This is a genomic window from Pontibacter mucosus, assembly GCF_003054055.1.
In the GTDB taxonomy this organism is placed as follows: Bacteria; Bacteroidota; Bacteroidia; order Cytophagales; family Hymenobacteraceae; genus Pontibacter; species Pontibacter mucosus.
The window spans coordinates 419,340-437,165 of sequence record NZ_QBKI01000003.1 but is presented as its reverse complement, the minus strand read 5'-3'; the positions used below and the strand labels follow the sequence as shown (position 1 = coordinate 437,165).

13 protein-coding genes are annotated in these 17,826 nt (G+C 52.4%); 5 read left to right on the top strand and 8 right to left on the bottom strand.

The window, feature by feature from the left end:
- Nucleotides 1-72 precede the first annotated feature (72 nt).
- The gene (locus tag C8N40_RS08210; protein WP_108211408.1) at nt 73-1,902 is read right to left on the bottom strand and encodes a M2 family metallopeptidase; all 1,830 of its coding nucleotides are present in this window, start codon (nt 1,900-1,902) and stop codon (nt 73-75) included.
- A gap of 367 nt (nt 1,903-2,269) precedes the next feature.
- On the opposite strand from C8N40_RS08210, the gene C8N40_RS08205 reads away from it, so the two are divergent.
- The gene (locus tag C8N40_RS08205; RefSeq protein ID WP_108211291.1) at nt 2,270-3,193 is read left to right on the top strand and encodes a hypothetical protein; all 924 of its coding nucleotides are present in this window, start codon (nt 2,270-2,272) and stop codon (nt 3,191-3,193) included.
- 165 nt (nt 3,194-3,358) lie between these two features.
- On the opposite strand, the gene C8N40_RS08200 is transcribed toward C8N40_RS08205, so the two are convergent.
- From C8N40_RS08200 to C8N40_RS08190, 3 genes are all read right to left on the bottom strand, one after another.
- Nucleotides 3,359-3,817 (bottom strand): PEGA domain-containing protein, encoded by a 459-nt coding sequence (locus C8N40_RS08200; RefSeq protein WP_211318060.1) that lies wholly within the window; start codon nt 3,815-3,817, stop codon nt 3,359-3,361.
- A gap of 226 nt (nt 3,818-4,043) precedes the next feature.
- Nucleotides 4,044-5,369, bottom strand: a complete 1,326-nt coding sequence (locus C8N40_RS08195) for a DNA recombination protein RmuC (protein WP_108211289.1) — start codon at nt 5,367-5,369, stop codon at nt 4,044-4,046.
- Between the two features lie 758 nt (nt 5,370-6,127).
- Nucleotides 6,128-7,501, bottom strand: coding sequence for a DEAD/DEAH box helicase (locus tag C8N40_RS08190; RefSeq protein ID WP_108211288.1), 1,374 nt, complete (start codon nt 7,499-7,501; stop codon nt 6,128-6,130).
- A gap of 122 nt (nt 7,502-7,623) precedes the next feature.
- On the opposite strand from C8N40_RS08190, the gene C8N40_RS08185 reads away from it, so the two are divergent.
- A complete protein-coding gene (locus C8N40_RS08185; protein WP_108211287.1) occupies nt 7,624-8,730 on the top strand; it encodes an AI-2E family transporter in 1,107 nt (368 codons plus the stop codon).
- 1 nt (nt 8,731) lies between these two features.
- Here C8N40_RS08185 and C8N40_RS08180 read toward each other — a convergent pair whose 3' ends face one another.
- Both C8N40_RS08180 and C8N40_RS08175 read right to left on the bottom strand, forming a co-directional pair.
- Nucleotides 8,732-9,481: a LytR/AlgR family response regulator transcription factor gene (locus C8N40_RS08180; RefSeq protein ID WP_108211286.1), complete on the bottom strand. Its 750-nt coding sequence runs from the start codon at nt 9,479-9,481 to the stop codon at nt 8,732-8,734.
- Between the two features lie 146 nt (nt 9,482-9,627).
- Nucleotides 9,628-10,644, bottom strand: a complete 1,017-nt coding sequence (locus tag C8N40_RS08175; protein WP_108211285.1) for a sensor histidine kinase — start codon at nt 10,642-10,644, stop codon at nt 9,628-9,630.
- A gap of 300 nt (nt 10,645-10,944) precedes the next feature.
- On the opposite strand from C8N40_RS08175, the gene C8N40_RS08170 reads away from it, so the two are divergent.
- The 3 genes from C8N40_RS08170 (at nt 10,945) to C8N40_RS08160 (ending at nt 15,307) form a co-directional block, all read left to right on the top strand.
- Nucleotides 10,945-13,311 (top strand): outer membrane beta-barrel family protein, encoded by a 2,367-nt coding sequence (locus C8N40_RS08170; protein ID WP_170114052.1) that lies wholly within the window; start codon nt 10,945-10,947, stop codon nt 13,309-13,311.
- A gap of 87 nt (nt 13,312-13,398) precedes the next feature.
- The gene (locus C8N40_RS08165; protein ID WP_108211283.1) at nt 13,399-14,292 is read left to right on the top strand and encodes an AraC family transcriptional regulator; all 894 of its coding nucleotides are present in this window, start codon (nt 13,399-13,401) and stop codon (nt 14,290-14,292) included.
- A gap of 43 nt (nt 14,293-14,335) precedes the next feature.
- Complete coding sequence (locus C8N40_RS08160; RefSeq protein ID WP_170114051.1) at nt 14,336-15,307, top strand: DMT family transporter; 972 nt, start codon at nt 14,336-14,338, stop codon at nt 15,305-15,307.
- Between the two features lie 11 nt (nt 15,308-15,318).
- On the opposite strand, the gene C8N40_RS08155 is transcribed toward C8N40_RS08160, so the two are convergent.
- On the bottom strand, nt 15,319-16,488 hold the full coding sequence (locus tag C8N40_RS08155) for an acyltransferase family protein (protein WP_108211281.1): 1,170 nt from the start codon (nt 16,486-16,488) through the stop codon (nt 15,319-15,321).
- 95 nt (nt 16,489-16,583) lie between these two features.
- Nucleotides 16,584-17,729, bottom strand: coding sequence for a helix-turn-helix transcriptional regulator (locus C8N40_RS08150; RefSeq protein WP_108211280.1), 1,146 nt, complete (start codon nt 17,727-17,729; stop codon nt 16,584-16,586).
- Between the last annotated feature and the right edge of the window lie 97 nt (nt 17,730-17,826).

Genomic DNA, 17,826 nt, shown 5'->3' with positions numbered 1-17,826 from the left:
GTATCAACTAAAAGCCGCAACAGGACAATCCTGCTGCGGCTTTTAGTTTTGAGAGTATAGAACTGTTAGGTCCTACAAAGTATACTTTCTGCCTTTGTTCTGCTCTTTCAGGTATTCCATCAGCGGCTGGAAATAGGCCACCATGGCGCGGGCGCTTAGCTCTTCGCCCGTTGTCTCTTTCAGCATCTGGCGCCAGTTAGCCGAGGCGCCCGGGTACATGATGTCGCGGAGAAAGTTGCCCACCTCTTTGCTGCCGTAGTAATTGGTGGTGTGCGGGTCTTGCTTGAGGATATTTTTGGCGATGTGGTCGTGCAGCTGAAACAAGATGACATAGCTCATCGCGTAATCATAGTACTGCGCCGCATCGTCGTTGATGTGCGTTTTGGTGGCCGCATCCAGGTAATTCTCACCACGGTCAGCTGGCGGCACGATGCCCTGGTACTTTTTCGTCAGCTCCCACCAACGCTTGTTCAGCTGGTCTGCCGGCAGGTTCTTGGCGTAAAAATCATGCTCCCACTCGCTCATCACCCCCGAAGAGAAAGGAATGAACACCACATAGTTCAGTGCCTCTTTCAGCAGGGCCTGCACCTCGTCGGTCTGCACGTTCTCGTCTATCAGATCCAGCTCTGCCAGAAACGGTTTCTGCATAGCCGCCAGCCCCAGCAAAGAACCAACAGCCTCGTGGTAAGCACGGTTAGCTCCGCCCCGCAGCAGCAGTGGCACGTCCGGGTTGGTATAGGTCATGTAATAGTAGATATGGCCCAGTTCGTGGTGGGTTGTCTCATACCATTCAGCGTTGGGCTCCACGCTCATCAGGCAGCGCACGTCTTTGTCCAGGTCCATGTGCCAGGCCGAGGCGTGGTTGTTTTTCTTATACCCCGCATTTGGCGGCAGCGGGTAGAGGCTCGATTTGGTGTAGAAGGATTGCGGCAGTTCCGGAAAACCCATGCTGGTATAAAAGCGCTCCGCCTGTTTCACCTGCCACTCGGCACCTTTGGGCTTAAGCGCCGCGTCCAGGTCAATGCCTTCTACCTCCACCATCGAGCTCCAGTCCTGACCCCAGCGGTTTGGCACCCAGTGCGCCGGCAGGTAGTCCGGCACCTCCTTTACGCCATACTTTTTGGCAAGCTCATAACGGGCATACGTATGCAGTTCGCGATAAAGCGGACGCAGCTCTTCGTTTATCTGCTGCATCAGCTCCATCATTTCCTCACGCGTCATGTCGTAGTCGGAGGCCTGGTAGGTAAAGTAATCGTCGTAACCGAGGCTTTGCACCGTTTTGTTGCGCAGCTCGCGCAGGTTCAGCAGCCCCTCGCGCAAACCAGGTCCCACTTCCTTGCTGGCATTCCAGGCATCCAGTCGTTTTTTAACATCCTTTTCTGATTTCAGGATATTGTCGATGTCGTTGGTGCTAACTGATTTGCCGGAAAGGCGGTAGTCGAAGCCGTACAGCTTTTCAGTCTGCTCTGTCTCGGCCTTAATACGCGCCTTAACCACATCCGGGATGATCTGCGGGTTGTTGGCGGCCGCAAAAAGTATGGCCTCAAACTGCTGCACCTGCAGAGGCGTTAGCTGGTCTTTTTTCTCCAGCATGGTGCGCACCATTTCGATGTTTTCCTCGCTTCCGGTAAAGGCAGCGAAGGCCTCGTTGGCGCGGCGTGTGGCAGCGGCGTTGGTGGTATCTCCCTCTACAATTTTGGTATTGGAATTCCACTCTGCCTCAGCAGAATTAGTATAGAGCTCCTGATACTTCTTGGAATACTGATCCAAAAAGGCCTGCGCCTCCTGCTGTACTTCGGTCAGTGCTGTAGTTTGTTCAGTCCCGGCTGTATCCGTCTTCTGGCTGGAGCAGGAGGAGAGAAGTACCGCCGCAGTAAGGCCGGTAAAGATTAGTTTTTTCATGGGTGGTTTGTCTGAGGTGTGGTTTTGCGGGTTAAGCAAAGGATAAATATAAGTAAACTGGTACCGAACATCCAACAACCGAGATGATTTTCAGTGATGCCTTATTTCAGCTTTGCTATAGCAATTGGAAGTAGAGCTGCACTACCAACTGTTTAAAATAATTAAAGATTAATATGTATCTATATAATAATTGATACGTATATTTGTTTGATTCACACAAATATTTGAAGTATAACCAGAGCGTGTTTGGCAGACAGATATATCTCAACCTTGCTGAGGTGCGCTGTTGAAGACTTGGAGTGCCTATACTTTGTAATGCTCTTGCTTACCCTTGCTTTAGAATTAAAACCTAACCCTTATAAACTATATGAAAAAGTATTTCCGCAGTTCCGTTTTAATTTCGGCCATGTTTGCCTCTGCGTTTTTGCTGGGAGGATGTGAAAAAGACATGGAGCAGGATGGCTTTGCCACTTCTGCCATACAAGATGCCAAAGTGGGCAATACCAAGTCTGCCCAAACTGCCCAGTCTGTGATGATCAACATCGATGCCCAAGATGTAATTGTTGTAGAAGGCGGTGAATGGAGGTATAACGCTGCAGTAGCCAAAACGTATTTTACCTCGAAAAATGGCGATGTTAGTGGCGCAGTTAATGCTAATGCAGTCAAATGCATCTTCTTTTACGGAGGAACTTTATCTACTCAAGGTAACGCAGTACCTGTTGGCAACGGTGTTGTAGAAGCTGGCACTGCCTGGGACTTTGTACCTTCCTCGGCTGAAGGAAGCGGACCGCGTGAGGTCAGCATCAATTTTGACCTTGCTAGCCAGGCAGTTGTCATCAACAGCAACAAGGGCACCAAGTATAACTTTGCTCTTTCTGCCGACAGAGTGGTGGACCTGACGGTCAAGGTGGTCAATGAAGCAACCTCGGAGGAAATCGTTTTCCCCATCGCTGCAGAGGACTATGCTATAGCCACTGGCGAAGAAAACCCTTACCTGTACATGCTGCCTTATATCACGAATGCTGGTAAAGCAGGTAATACGCTGGATATCTTGAAAGAAGGCATGACCATGAGCCACGTGCTGCAACTTAACACCCCGGGCTTTGGCAGCAAAAACCCGGAGGCAGAGGCGGCAGTTCTAAGGCTGATCGAACCACTGAAACTTAACCTGGAGAATGGTTCTTACAGAGTAACGATTTCGGGCATAGTGAGAGGAATAGAGGCAGCCACAGACGCTAATTTTGCAGTGGACAGAGTTTTTGAGATTACTGGCGCCCCGAATTGTAAGTAATAAGCTTTGGTAAGCCCTGAAGAGCTTTATAAGTATGTATTACCGGTAGACACCTGTACAGTCAATAATTACATATTCTGAAATTCTTCTAGAAGCATCATACCAAAAGAAAAGCACCATCATTATCTGATGGTGCTTTTCTTTTATTGCCAATCATAGCTGCTGCTATTTTCGCTCCAATTGTCCGATTTTCTCCCAGCTTGGGTCAACATCTAGCGTCACCGCAATGAAAATGTTACCATCCTTATTGTCAGTGTTCACCGCCGTCTGACGACCCATTTGCGCAATCACCTGATCAGGAGATAGTTTATACATACTACCTGTTGCTGCGTCAACGATTATGCCTACCAAACCACCAATAACGATGTTGCCGATAAACCAGCCGTTAAACTCGCGCTTTACTTTCACCTCGTAAGGGTAATAGCCATCCAATTCAATTTTCACGTCATAATATCCTCTGCCAGAAGGGGATCCCGGCATGTTGGCGTTGCGCTTCAGCCTAACCTGTGTAGGCGTGGTACCGTGGTCGGCTCCATTAATGCTTACCTTGGCGCCGGCAGGCTGGCTTGAGAAATCAACTGTTTGCCTGGATCCATTTACAATAGTGGCACAGCTCATCACCATCAGCGATAATGCCAGTAAGGAAGCCTGAGTAAATCTTTTAATCATAAAAGGGGGTTAAGTTGTTTATAGTAGGAAAATTAGTGCAAATGGATTTATCCAGACAAAAGGCTGGTCTGCAGATCCAAATATATAATAAATAATATGCTTATACTGCAGAGCAGGGAGAATATTTCGCTAACAAAAGTAGATGTGGCAGGTATCTTACAAGGCTGCAGCTAATATATTACTACTCAGCCTCCTCCGGTAACTGTGCCTCCTGCAAAAGGTGTTCGTCAAGCGTCTTGCTCGTTTTGGCACCCAGTTCGCGCAGTATTTCAACCCTACGGATCAAATTGCCGCGGCCTTCTGTGAGCTTGTTCATAGCAGCGTTGTAGGAGGTCTGGCTGCTTTCCAGGTGCCGGCCAATGGTTTTGAGGTCTTCCACAAAGTTCACAAACTTGTCGTAAAGCTTACCGCTTTCCTCGGCAATCTTCAGCACGTTACGCTTCTGGTCTTCCTGCCGCCAAACACCGGCCACCGTGCGGAGTGTGGCCAGTAGGGTAGAGGTCGTTACCAGCACAATGTTCTTATCGAAGGCATCGGTAAACAGGTCGTGGTCGTGCTGTACAGCCAGGTTAAAGGCCGGCTCGATGGGGATGTACATGAGCACAAAATCCGGGGAGTTGATGCCGTTGAGGCGGTGGTAGCTCTTGCGGCTCAGATCGGAGAAGTGGGTGCGGACCGAGTTGATGTGGCCGCGCAGGTATACTTCCTGCTGGTGCTCCTCCTCACAGCTGCAGAAAGCCTCATACGCCACCAGCGACATCTTGGAGTCGATAATCAGGTGTTTGCCCTCAGGCAATCTCACAATCACATCCGGGCGGTATACTTGCTTCTCGTCGTTCAGCCGTACTTCCTCGCGTTCGTAATGCACCCCTTTTCGTAAGCCGGATTTCTCCAGCAAACTCTCCAGGAGGTACTCGCCCCAGTTACCCTGCGTTTTGCTTTCGCCTTTCAGTGCCTTCGTCAGGTTTATGGCGTCCTGGCTCATTTGCTGGTTCAGCGCAGCCAACTGGGTAATTTGCTCTTTTAATGAAACACTGTCCTTTAAGGTTTTCTCGTAGGTCTGCTCCACTTTTACTTCAAACTCCTTGATGCGCTCCTTCAGAGGGGCCAGCACACGCTCCAGGTTCTCGGAAGAGGCTTTGTTGAAGTGCTCGGCGTTAGTCATGAGCACCTGGTTGGAGATGCTCTGGAACTGCTGCAGGAACTTCTCCCGGAGTTGCTCCAATTCTCGGCCCTGCTCCTGCAAGCGGGACTTCAGGTGCTCGTAATCGGTCTCTGCCTTCGTAAGGGCGTTGGTCAGGTCAAGGGTTTCCGTCTGGGCCTCCCGATACTGCATTTTAAGCTGCTCCAGTTCCCGCGCCTTTTCCCTGGCCTGGCCCTCCAGCACCCCCTGCGTCACAGCCGCCTGGTTAGCTGTTTGTTGCAACGCGTTCAGCTTCCCCTTCAACATCAGGAAGGCCACCACCAATCCTGCCAGAAATGCCGCTATACCAATTAAGATCTCCATGGGGTAAAGGTAAAGTATTTTAGCATCGCTACCAATGGTTTTGCTAATGAAATTAGTTTTAAGGAAGTGAGGAGGGTTGTGATAGTACAAATAAGTTTAATTTGACGAGTGGAGGTAATGACGCCGGGTCCAACCACCCCTGCCCCTCCTTGTCTAAGGAGGGGAGCTTTTCGACTAACGATTACACCCCTGTGGTCCCCTCAAGGGGACAGTTAGTGCTGTTGCATAGCCAAGGCAGATGCTATCGAATGCTTCACAGCCTTTGGGTTGAGCGCCTTGTAGATTTCCGGTGCCCGCCAAGGGCAGCCCGAGGCACGAGGGCAGGAAATGTACACCGCGCGATGCCCGAAGGCGAGCCCTCTCGGGCTTGAGAGCCCCAAAGCAGGAGATAAAACGATTGGTTTGTGGGAACTAGAGGATGAGCTGTGGCTAGCAAGGATAGCTTGTGTCCAACTACGGGAAGAAGTGGCTACGGAGGTATAAAAAGCACAAGCGGACGCTTGCGCCAAGGAATCATGAAGTATAGCCAAAGTATAAGTATGGCTTTTCAAGCCAGTCAAGTTACAAACTTGACACCATAATAGGACACAAGTCTGAAGACTTGCGCCAGCGGTGGGCAAGTATAAAAGTATGATTTACGCGGACTTGGAAGTCCGCAGCAGAGTGGTTCCGGACAAGGATGTCCGGAACAGCGGAAAGTTGGCACGAGTTGCAAACTCGCGCCAGCAAGCAGTAAAGTCAACCTATAAAACACTCCTCTACCGCACAAAACTCACCTTATACCGTTTGCCCTTAATCCTGGCGGCGCTGAGTTTACGCACGGCAGCACTGGCAGCCTCTTCGGGAATGGCTACAAAGCTATGACGGTCCTGAATTTCTATCTTGCCGATCTCAGAGGCCTTCAAACCGACCTCTGCAATCAGAGCACCCACAATGTCGCGGGGACTGAGCTTGTCTTTGCGGCCGCCGCTGATGTGCAGCGTCGTGAGGGCTGGGGCCTCCATAGGCACAGAAGTATCGGCGGCAAGCTCTGTCAAATCCAGCCACTCGTTTACCTGCACGTCCGGCCACTGCTCCAGTTTCTGCGTTTCGCGGGAGCTAAGCAATGTATAAACTGTGCCCGACTTACCGGCCCGGCCCGTGCGACCACTGCGGTGCTGGTAGGCGTCCTGGTGTTGGGGCAGTTCGTAATGGATAATCTGCTGCACCACGTCCATGTCCAGGCCTCGCGCGGCCAGATCGGTGGCGACAAGTATAGAAGCCGTTCCGTTGCGGAACAGCGTCATGGTTTTATCGCGCTCGCTTTGCTCCAGCTTGCCGTGCAGGGCGCGCGCCTGGAAGCCATGCTCCTGCAGGTGCTGCGCCACCTCCGTGGTAGTAAGGCGTGCATTTACGAAAACCACCGTGCCGGCCGGGTTTATACTTTGCAGCAGCCGTACCAGGGCCTGTGGTTTTTGCTCGTCCTGCACCTTCAGGCCATAGTATACAATGCGGTCTGGTACGGCAGTAGCGGAAGCCTGCACAAATCTGGGGTCCTGCAGGGAGTTGGCGATGAGTTCCTTTACGTCTTCCTCCATAGTGGCCGAGAAAAGTATCGTCTGGCGCTTTCGTGGAATGGCTCTTAGAAGATCATCCAGCTCCTCCTCAAACCCCATTTCCAACAATTTATCCGCCTCATCCAGCACCACTTGCGCCACGTTAGTTAAATCTAAGGTTCTGCGGCTGAGATGGTCGGTGAGGCGGCCGGGGGTACCTACCAAGACTTGCGGCGGGTGCGCCAGCGAATCCTCCTCCAGACGGAAAGAGTGCCCCCCGTAAAAGGCCGTGATTTTAAGGTTTGGGATAAATCGGGCATACTGCTTGAGCTCCTGCCGTACCTGCACGGCCAGCTCGCGGGTGGGCACCACCACCAACGCCTGCACCTGCTGTAGCCCGGGGTTTATACTTTGCAGCAGCGGCAACCCGAAGGCCGCCGTTTTTCCGCTGCCCGTCTCGGCCTGCGCGGCCACATCATGCCCCTGTAATAGCAAGGGTATGGCTTGTGCCTGCACCGGAGTGGGCAAAGTATAATTCAGGGCATCCAGGCTCTTCAGGAGTGCCGCATTCAGTTTCAGTTGCTCAAAAGTCACCATGGTGTTTTTTTACGGGAAGGGCAAAGGTACGGCAATTACAGCTACGCAGCTCTATTATGTTTCGAACATCTAAAATCTCCCTTAACAGAACAAAAACAACCCTAAACAGAGTATGAGGGGGTATGACAAGAGAACCAGGTGTTAAATTGCGGTACTATACGTTCGTGCTACTTTTCGGCATACTATTCCTCTACGTGCTGATAGTAGCCAGGGAGTTCCTGTACCCGATTTTCATGGCCATACTTTTCGCGTACCTCTTATACCCGGTAGAGAAGTGGCTGGAGGAAAGAGGGCTGCCGCGCATTCTGGCCAACTTTATCACAGTTATCGCAGCGATGGCTATTTTTATCGGGGCCCTGGTACTGCTGTACCGGCAGCTTATCGGCTTTCTGGGAGACTTCCCTAGTCTGCAGGAGGAGGCGATGAAAAACCTGGACAGGCTGCAGCAAAGTATAGACAGGCGTTTTGGCGAAAGCGACCCCGACGACGAGCACTGGCTGCAGACACAGGTGAGCAGCGCCCTGGAGCTCAGCGGTAATTTTCTGCGCGAGATCCTGATGGCCACCACGGGCACGATAGCCAAGTTTGGGTTGATGCCGGTCTACATCTTCCTGGCGCTGTACTACCGCAACAAGTTCGAAAGCTTTGTGTACCGCCAGCTGCCGGATGTCCAGCATGCCAGGGCCAGGCAAGTAATTGACCAAATCTCCCATGTCACGAAGCATTACATGGCCGGAGTAGTCATCGTTATACTTATACTTTGCGTGCTCAACACAGCCGGGCTATACCTGATTGGGGTGGAGTATGCCTTGTTGCTGGGCATCATCTCGGCCTTCATCAACTTCATTCCATACTTTGGAACCCTGATAGGAGGCGCTGTGCCACTGCTTTATACGTTGCTGGTACAGGGAGATCCGAACAAGGCCCTGATGGTAGTGCTGTTTTTCCTGGTGATTCAGTTTACCGAAAACAACATCCTGACGCCGAATATTACGGGCAGCAAGGTGAACATCAACCCGATGTTTACGATTCTCATCATTATTGTAGGCGGGATGATCTGGGGTTTGCCGGGCATGTTTCTGGCTGTCCCGTACCTGGGCATGTTTAAAGTATACTGCGATTATACGCCCCGGTTAGAAGCCTGGTCGTATATGCTGGGCACCGAGGGAACAGAAGAACACGCCCTTACCTTCGACAAGATAAAGCGGGTGTTTAACATGCGGAGTTAAGTTACAGCCTGCTCTTTTCCCGGATCATGCTAAAAAAGCCGTCGCGGTACGTTTCCCCAACCGGGATCTCCTTATCGGCAATGTACACGGTGTTGCCATCCACCATACTTACCTTGTCAATAGAAATAATGTACGAGCGGTGCACGCGGTAGAAAGGCGGCTGCGGCAGCTGCTCCGCCAAATCGGTTAAGGACTGGTAGGTTACCAGCCGCTGCCCCGGCAGGTACAGCGATACATAGTTCTTGAGGCCTTCCACATACAGGATGTCGCTGTAGGCAACCTTTAGGAACTTGTTTTTGCTCTCCCCCTTTACAAACATGTAATCGGGCGTGGGTGCCGTAGCGGCTGGTATGTTTTCCTGCGGTGGTAGTGCGGTTTGCTCAGGCTGCTTGGGTGCCTTTAGTATATTTTGCGCTTTTGTAACCGCCCTGTAAAACCGGTCGAAGGGGATGGGCTTGAGCAGGTAATCGATCACGTCGTGCTCATAGCCTTCCAGGGCATACTCCGGATAGGCGGTGGTCAGAATGACTTTGCACCTGCTGCCACAGATTTTCAGAAACTGTATCCCCGTCAGCTCCGGCATCTGTATATCCAGAAAAACCAGGTCCACCTTGCCTTCCTGCACCCAGTTGATGGCCTCTATCGGGCTTGTGGTTTTGCCCACCAGCTCCAGAAAAGGGATTTTGCTGATATAATCAGCAATGATATTGGCAGCGTAGGCTTCGTCGTCAACGGCAATGCAGCGGATCATGTTAAGTTAGAGAGTTTTGGAGTTAGAGAGTTTGGGAGTGCTGCCTAAGTCAGGGATTAATATACTTTAGTTGAGATTAACATACACTATATGTATGGCAGAATATTGCGGCATCCTGTTTATCCTCAAATCCTGTAAATCCTGATTCAGATTTCCTGCAGCTTGAGCATAGTTTTAAAATGCTGCCCGTCCTCCTGCACGTCCAGGTTATACTTGCCGGGGTAAATCAGCTCCAGCCTTCGGCGGATGTTGGGCAGGCCAATACCGGTGGTTTGGTCCTTCTGGTTTTTGTTGATGCGGTTGCTCACGTCAAAGTATAAACTGTCGTTTTCGAGCTGCAAATTTATGGTAACCGGGGCCGAGGCATCATCCACCACCCCATGCTTCAGCGCATTCTCCACAAAAGGTATAAGCACCAGTGACGGTACCCGCTGTCCATTTACATGGCCCTGGATGTTGAAGTTCACAAAGAAATTATCCTCAAAGCGCAGGCGGTAAATCTCGAGGTAATTGTGCAGGTAATCCACTTCCTTCTGTAGCTCTACCTTGCCGTCCTTGCTCTCGTGCAGCATGTAGCGCATCAGGTCGGATAGCCTGATAATGGCATCAGCCAGCTTATCGGAAACAGGATAAGCCAAGGAGTATAAATAGTTTAAGGTGTTGTAGAGGAAGTGCGGGTTTATCTGCGTTTTCAGGAAGGCCAGCTCTGCCTGTACTTTTTCCTGTTTCAGGCTGCGGTTCTCGCGCTCCTTTTGTATTGTGGCCTCAAATGCCCATACTACAGCACCAATAAAAATACCTGGAAGCGCCCAGTAAATATTGTCGAAGAAGAAGTAGCTGAGCGCGGTGCCTTCGGAGTAGTTGCTGAACCCAAACAGCGCCAGGAAAAGTTTTTGCTCTAGCAGGTAGCGAAGTATGATGTAGAGCACCATGGTCCCAAGTATACCACTAAGCAGCACCAGCCAGTGGCGGTACCGCAGCCAAAGCGGGAAAACCAGCAGGTAGCAGACATATACCTGCACGATGTGCAGCACGCACTGCGAAAGCGACAGTAGCAGTACTTCAATCCGCCAGGTGTAGAGAAAGTAGCCCAGGATACTATACCCAATGTAAAGCGTCCAGCCAAGCAGGTGCAGCCCTATCTTTTTTTGTAGTGCATTCATGTTCTAAAGCTAGAAATAAGTTAAACCTCCTGCACTTTTTTTATCCCGACCCCTGAGTTTTATTATCTAACCCCCCGGCTAGTGGGGATTAACCAGGGTAAAGCGGTTGCCCAGGCTTCGGATAATATTCCAGCCTGTTCGGATAGTATAATTTATATACTTACAGCTGTGCTGCACCTTTGGCTCATCATCTACAAACAAAAAATCCGAGCCATGAAATACACATCTACTACGGCGACAAAAGACAAAGGACAAAAGACGCTCAGAGGTATAGTACTAACAATAGCTTTTTGCTTTTGTGTGGTATCTGCCTGGGCACAGTCTGCCGCAACCGTAACAGGAGCCGTAACCGATGCTGTCACGCAAAAGCCGCTGGACTATGTGTCGGTGGTATTGCTGCAGCTGCCCGATTCAGCGGTTGTGGCCTCGGAGATGACGGATGAAGCAGGGGCTTATACTTTTGCGCAGGTAAAGCCGGGCTCCTATACGATAAAGGCCCTGCTGGTGGGTTTTGCCCCGGCCACCAGTAAGGCCTTTGAGGTGGGGCAGCAGCCGGTGCAGGTGCCAAGTATAGCCATGCATGAAAAAGCAAATGCGCTGCAGGAGGTGGTGGTGAAAGGCCAGAAGCCGCTGCTGGAGCAGGAGGCCGACCGCGTGGTGCTGAACGTGGAGCAGCTGAACACGGCCGGTGACAACGCACTGGAGGTGCTCAAGTATGCGCCGGGCGTGAGGCTGGACAAAGACGACAACATCATCTACAGGGGAAGCAGCAGCGTGCAGGTGATGATTAACGGCAAGATGACCTACATGTCAGGTACAGAGCTGCAGAACTATCTGAAGTCGCTGCCAGCCTCGGCTGTTAGCAAAGTAGAGCTGATGGCCAACCCGCCCGCTTCGTTCGATGCCGCCGGAACGGCCGGTATTATCAACATCAAACTAAAGCGGGACGAAACCCTGGGCATGAAAGGATCTGCGAACCTGGGCGTAGGCTATGGCAAGTATGAGAAGGTATGGGGAGGCCTGAACCTGAACTATAACACCGGCAAAGTGAGCCTCTATACCCGTTTGAGTGCCGGTCATTATAACTCCTTTAACCGCCTTACCTTAAAGCGAAACATCAACGACAGCCTCTACAACCAGGTAAACTACTGGCACCCGGTTACCAACAGCTATAACCTCACGGCAGGCGCCGATTACTTCATCAGCAAAAAACACACCGTGGGCGTGATGGCAAAGGGGTATGCCTCACCAGAGAACACGCTTACCACCAGCAACTCCACTAACTACGACGCCACCGGCAGCGCTTTTGGAAGCATGCGCATGCACAACCCCAAGGAATCGAGCACCGACCACTATAGCCTCAACCTGAACTATAAATTTGACATCGACAGCACCGGCCGCAGTTTGTCCATGGATGCCGACTTTGTGAACTACAGCAGCTATGCTGATGAGCAGTTCACGAACCACTTCTTTGCAGCCTCCGGCGAGGCGACGCAGGCACCTTTGCAGTTGCGCAGCCATAGCAAGGCAGCGGCAAGTATAAAAGCCCTAAAGGTGGATTATGTGCATCCGTTCGGGAAAGGCTACAAGGCCGAGGCCGGTTTAAAGACCAGCCGCGTCAGCAACGACAGCGACATCCGGTTTGAGGCGCAGCAGGAGCAGGGATGGGTGAACGACACCAGCCGCACCAACAGCTTTGCCTACGCCGAAACCATCCATGCCGCCTACCTGAGCCTGAGCCGCAAGTTCAGTGATAAGCTAAGTATGAAAGCCGGGCTGCGGGCTGAGCAAACCTCGGCAGAGGGTTATTCTGCCACCACCGGCGAACCCTTAGACCTGGATTACCTGAAGTTCTTCCCGAGCGTGTTTGTGAGTTACAGCGCCAACGAGCATAACCAGTTTTCAGCTTCCTACAGCCGCCGCATCAGCCGCCCTTCTTACCGCAGCCTGAACCCGTTCACCTTCTATGCCGACCCTTACACGGCGATGCAGGGCAACCCCTTTCTGGAGGCTTCTTTCTCTAACTCGCTGCAGTTTAACTATACCTACAAAAGCTTCCAGTTGCTGAGCCTGAGCCATATCGAGTCAAATAACTTTGTAACGGATGTAATCCGGCAGAACGATGAGACCAAAGTGAGCATCAGCAGGCCTGAAAACCTGAGCAAAGCGACGTACCTGAGCGCCAGCAGCGGCGGCACCCTACCTGTAACTGCGTGGTGGACAAATACGCTGCAACTGCAAGGGTCTTACAACACCGTTTCCTCGCCTTTGCAGGGTTCGGCTTATAACATCTCCCGTTTCAGTTGGTCGGTTAGTGCAGACGAGAACTTTACCCTACCCAAGGAGTATAAACTGCAGCTATCCGCCTATTACATGTCGCCGTCGGTGCAGGGCCTGTACCAGGCGAAAGCCAACTACCAGCTAGACCTGGGTGTTCAGAAAAGTTTTCTGGATGGGAAAGCCAGCCTGGGCCTGAAGCTGCGGGATGTTTTTGACACCAGCCGATCCAGAGCCATCCTGAAGTACAGCAACGTGAACATGTACTGGCAAAACCAGTGGGAGAGCCGCCGCCTGAACCTGACGTTTAACTACAAATTCGGCAGCAACAAGGTAAAAACCGCCCGCAACCGCAGAACCGGCACCGGCGAAGAGGAGGGAAGGCTGTAAGCAGGAGCGGCCGAAGTATAAATCAGCCGCCTCAAAGTATAAACCGGCTGCATTTATACTTACCTTGCAGCCGGTTTATACTTTCATATGAAAAAGCCGAAGCCTGAACCCTTGCCTATACAGGAACTGCTGCAAACGCAGGAGCTGGCCGTGTTGCCGCTTCAGGATTTTGCCAGCGAGCTTTCGGCTGTGCCCCACCGGCACAATGCCTACCAGCTTATTTATGTGCAGGAAACCAGGGGAGGCGATAACCTGATCGACTTCAGGCGCTACGAGATGCTGGCCGGGCGGGTGTTCCTGCTCGGGCCGGGACAGGCGCACCAACGGGTGGCCCGGCAGGAACAGGGCAAGATTGTGGCTTTCCGGGAGAGCCTGTTGCAAACCACGGGCCTGACGGCGCATGAGGTGCTGGTGCTCTTCGGGGCCGCCTACCAGCACCCCTACCTCGACCTGCCGCCGCATTTACAGAAAACATTCGAGCAACTGGTGCAGCTGCTAGAGCAGGAGCTGGAAATGCCAGTTCCGGATTATACCATTCTCTCGCGCCTGCTGTATACCTTGCTCCGGTACCTGCTCCGCGAGGCGCACTTGCAAATTGCCCAGCTCACGCCTGCCCGGTACAGCGAGCGCATCTTTCAACTGAGCACGTTGGTGGAACAGCATTTTCAGGAGCACCTGCCCGTGTCTTATTACGCTGAACACATAGGCATTACACCTAAGCACTTAAACAACATCTGCAGGCAATCCTTGGGTGTGACGGTGGCTGACATGCTGCACAACAGGCTGCTGATTGAGAGCAAGCGGCTGCTATACTTCAGCACGCTGTCGGTAAAGGAAATCGCCTATAAGCTGGGTTTTGAGGATGCCTCTTACTTTGTGCGCTTCTTCCGCCGCCTGACCGGCATCACACCCCTGCAGCTGCGCCAGCAACAGGCTGGTTCCAAAAGTGCCATAGACGAGGCTGATAATGCCATGACCTGAGCTGGTCCTGGCCGTACATTTGCAAATTCAGGAGATGACGGCTATGAACCAGAATAATAATTTAAAAGCGATTGCCATTGGCTCGCTGGCCTGTGTGTTTTTCAGCTCTACCTACACGGTCAACAGCTACATATCGGCGGAGGGCGGCCACTGGGCCTGGACGGTAGGCCTGCGAACCTCCTTTCTGGCTATACTTTTGCTACCCCTACTGATGGTCCAAGGCAGGCTAAAGCCTCTCGTGTATGTCATGCGCCAAAACCTGTGGGTGTGGGTGGGCTGGGGCGGCCTGGCTTTCGGAATCGTGTATATTTTTCTTACCTCCGCCGCATTCTTTGGCCCCGGTTGGCTGGTAGCCGGCGTGTTCCAGTTTACCATTGTAGCCGGCATTTTACTTTCCCCGCTCATTTACAATGATGCCCGCGGGCGCATCCCGGTGCGGGCGCTGCTGCTGTCGGTGCTTATACTTGCCGGCATTGCCCTGATGCAATGGAGCCAGCGCAACGGCAGCTACACCCAGCAGGACCTCTGGATTTGCGTGGTGCTGGTGCTGATAGGAGCGGCGCTTTGGCCACTGGCAAACCGCAAGGTGCTGCTACATACCGAAGAGGAAAGCCAGAAACTGAACGCCATGCAGCGCGTGGCAGGGATGGCCATTGGCAGCTTGCCGGTGCAGCTTTGCCTCATGCTCTACGGTTACAGCGAGGCGGGCCTGCCCGGAGCGTCGCAGATAACCGGCACACTGGTCATAGCGCTGAGCTCCGGGGTAATTGGCGGTGTCTTGTTTTTTGTGGCCATGAACATGGTACGCCACAATTCCGCTGCCCTTGCCGCCGTGGAGGCCACTCAATCCATTGAGATTATTGCTACGCTGGTGGGCGAAATTATACTTTTAGGCATCGCCTGGCCGGGACCGCTGGCCAACATGGGCATGCTGCTGGTGATGGGCGGGCTCATGCTCTACAGCATCCCAGCCCGGCAAAAAGCCTTCCGCCTGCGAAAGGTGCGGTTGCGCTAACTCAGCTTTGCTCACGAAGCCACCTTTATCTCCCTGGCCGTCACTTTGGTTGCCGCAACGCTGCGCTTTTGCACAGGTTTCAGCCCAAACGGAACCCTGAGCCAATTGAGGGGCATAATGACGTAGCGCACCAGTAAAAAGCAAAGTATGAAGGTGCTCAGGCTGATGAAGGTGAATTTTGCGCCGATGCTCCAATCTACCTGCATCAGGTAAAACGCCAGCGCCACGATGACGGTCTGGTGCAGGATATAGAAGGGGTACACCATCTCGTTGGCCTGGGCCAGGTACTTGCTTTTGCGGTTGAGGTGCTGCATGGCAAAACCAAGTATGGCCATGAGCCAGAACCAGCGGTTGCTCTGCCGGATGAGGTAGTATACATCCAGCGCTGCGCCATTTAAATCGACATTCTTAAACCAATAGAAAGTATAAAGTATGGTAACGGTGGTGATGGCTATACTTAAGCTATACCAGCGCAGCCGCCTTACCTTGTCTTGCAGCTGCGGCAGCTTCATCAGCATAAAGCCAATCAGAAAAACCGAGATATAAAGGAAGTGATTGGCCCAGTCATCGATGAGGGCGTTGGTAGCCGGGAAGCGCTGATTTAAAAGGATACCGCCTATACTTAGCCAAATGGCCGGCAGGGCCAGCAGCATCCAGCCTTTTATACTTTCCCCGTTTATACTTGTGCGGCGCAGGTACATGAGCAGGGGTAACAGTAAGAGGCTGTAGCAGAAAATGTAGGCCAGGTACCACAGGTGGTGCCAGCTAAAGTTGCCTTCCGGGTAAGGCTCCAGCGCAAAGATGGAAGGGTAGAAGCTCAGGTAATCGGTGGCTGTGCCCTGCACCACGCGCTCGAAGTATACTTGCGGCGGCACGATAAGCAGCATGCCCACCAGCAGCGGCACGAAAATCCGCTTCAGCCTGTCCTTGGCAAAGGTGCCGGCGCTGCGGTAGCCCATCGCAAAGTATACGCCCACCCCCGAAACCAGGAAGATAAGCGACATGCGCCACTGGTTCATAAACAGCATCGGCCGCTCCAGTGCCTCACTTATTTCTGGGTTCTTGACATGCCACTCCCAGCTCACGAAGAACATGCCGGTGTGGTAAAAGATGAGCAGCGAAAAGGCCAGCACCCGCAGCCAGTCGAACTCGTAACGTCTGATTTTTTCTGATTTTTCCATAGCAGTAGGTTTTGGGACAAACCTAGCAATGGAGGCCGCAAGTAGAAGAATCTGCCGGTAAGTGCGAGGTGCTACTTTATAGGGAAGTACTCCAGTTAGCTCAAAATGGCCTTTTTCCGGTACTCGCCCGGCGTCTGCCCGGTCAGCTTTTTAAAGGCGGCGCTAAAAGCCGACTTGGACAGGTAGCCCACTTGCTCGGCTACCTCTTCCACCTTCAGGTGCTGTTGGGCCGGGTCAGAGAGTATGGCTTTGGCCTCCTGGATGCGAAGCTCGGCCAAATATTCAAAAAAGCTCTTGCCCAGCCGCTCGTTCAGGCTCTGGGAGAGATAATGCGGCGAGGTGCGCAGTTGTTTGGCCAGGCTCGGCAGCGAGGCCGATGGTTGGGTGTAGAACTTCTCCTGCTCGGCCGCTTTCAATTTCTGGAGCAAATCCAGCTTTGCCTCCTCGCTCAAAGCCGACTTCTCATACTTTACCTGCACCACCGGCTGAAAGAAAGCCGAGTCGGTAATGATTTTGAAGCTGGCAAAGAAAAGCTGCAGCACCAGGAAAACGGCCAGCAGGTGGTCGCCCAGATCGCGTTCGTAGGTTAGCTTCACGAAAAGTATCATGAGCAGGGAGGCCACGAAAAAGTAGAGCAGAAATTTGGCCCACGTGTAAAAGTATGGATTCGGCGCATCGTCAGTTGGACGCTGCTTTCTGAGAAGCCGGAAGCAAAGCCCGATGTAGATAATGACGTGCAGTATGGTGAGCTCATTGACATACCTGGTCAGCAGCAGCGGGTCCCAATCGAGTGTGATGGTCACCGGCAGATACTCCCAATCCGGAAAATAAGCACTGATGTAGGCGTTATACTTGACCGCCTCCGGCTGTATGTAAAACAGCACGTGGTAGAGTAAGTATAGCCCGAAAGGTATAAAATGCAGCCATTGCCGGCGCGTCCAGTTGTTGCCGTTCAGGCTGCGGAAAAGCAGGTAGGTGAGGGGGCCGATGGCAAAGTTAGCCGGCTCAGAGAAATCCACCAGGGGCAGCACCCGGAACATCAGGCCGCTGTAGCAAAGAAAGACCTCCAGCACCAGCGCCCCGAATGTGAAGGCCAGCGCGGCCAGCAGCAAATGGTGGTACGGCTGTCGGTGCGGCCGCCTGGCCAGAAACAGCAGGCTCAGGAAAAAGCCCTGCACCACACCCACCAGCAGGATGGCTGCAAACCAATCGAACCGGAAAAAGGATTCCTGAGGAGGCATGGCGTGTGTTGACGGTTTATACTTTTACAGGCTAAAGCTATAATTAAATTTTAATTTATACTTGCCGGCTCGGGAAAATCCGTGGGCAAACAAAAAG

Excerpts from the sequence above, each read along its gene's own strand:
- C8N40_RS08210 (WP_108211408.1), bottom strand. The coding sequence starts at position 1,902 with ATGAAAAAACTAATCTTTACCGGCCTTACTGCGGCGGTACTTCTCTCC.
- C8N40_RS08205 (WP_108211291.1), top strand. The coding sequence starts at position 2,270 with ATGAAAAAGTATTTCCGCAGTTCCGTTTTAATTTCGGCCATGTTTGCC.
- C8N40_RS08200 (WP_211318060.1), bottom strand. The coding sequence starts at position 3,817 with ATGGTGATGAGCTGTGCCACTATTGTAAATGGATCCAGGCAAACAGTT.
- C8N40_RS08195 (WP_108211289.1), bottom strand. The coding sequence starts at position 5,369 with ATGGAGATCTTAATTGGTATAGCGGCATTTCTGGCAGGATTGGTGGTG.
- C8N40_RS08190 (WP_108211288.1), bottom strand. The coding sequence starts at position 7,501 with ATGGTGACTTTTGAGCAACTGAAACTGAATGCGGCACTCCTGAAGAGC.
- C8N40_RS08185 (WP_108211287.1), top strand. The coding sequence starts at position 7,624 with ATGACAAGAGAACCAGGTGTTAAATTGCGGTACTATACGTTCGTGCTA.
- C8N40_RS08180 (WP_108211286.1), bottom strand. The coding sequence starts at position 9,481 with ATGATCCGCTGCATTGCCGTTGACGACGAAGCCTACGCTGCCAATATC.
- C8N40_RS08175 (WP_108211285.1), bottom strand. The coding sequence starts at position 10,644 with ATGAATGCACTACAAAAAAAGATAGGGCTGCACCTGCTTGGCTGGACG.
- C8N40_RS08165 (WP_108211283.1), top strand. The coding sequence starts at position 13,399 with ATGAAAAAGCCGAAGCCTGAACCCTTGCCTATACAGGAACTGCTGCAA.
- C8N40_RS08160 (WP_170114051.1), top strand. The coding sequence starts at position 14,336 with ATGAACCAGAATAATAATTTAAAAGCGATTGCCATTGGCTCGCTGGCC.
- C8N40_RS08155 (WP_108211281.1), bottom strand. The coding sequence starts at position 16,488 with ATGGAAAAATCAGAAAAAATCAGACGTTACGAGTTCGACTGGCTGCGG.
- C8N40_RS08150 (WP_108211280.1), bottom strand. The coding sequence starts at position 17,729 with ATGCCTCCTCAGGAATCCTTTTTCCGGTTCGATTGGTTTGCAGCCATC.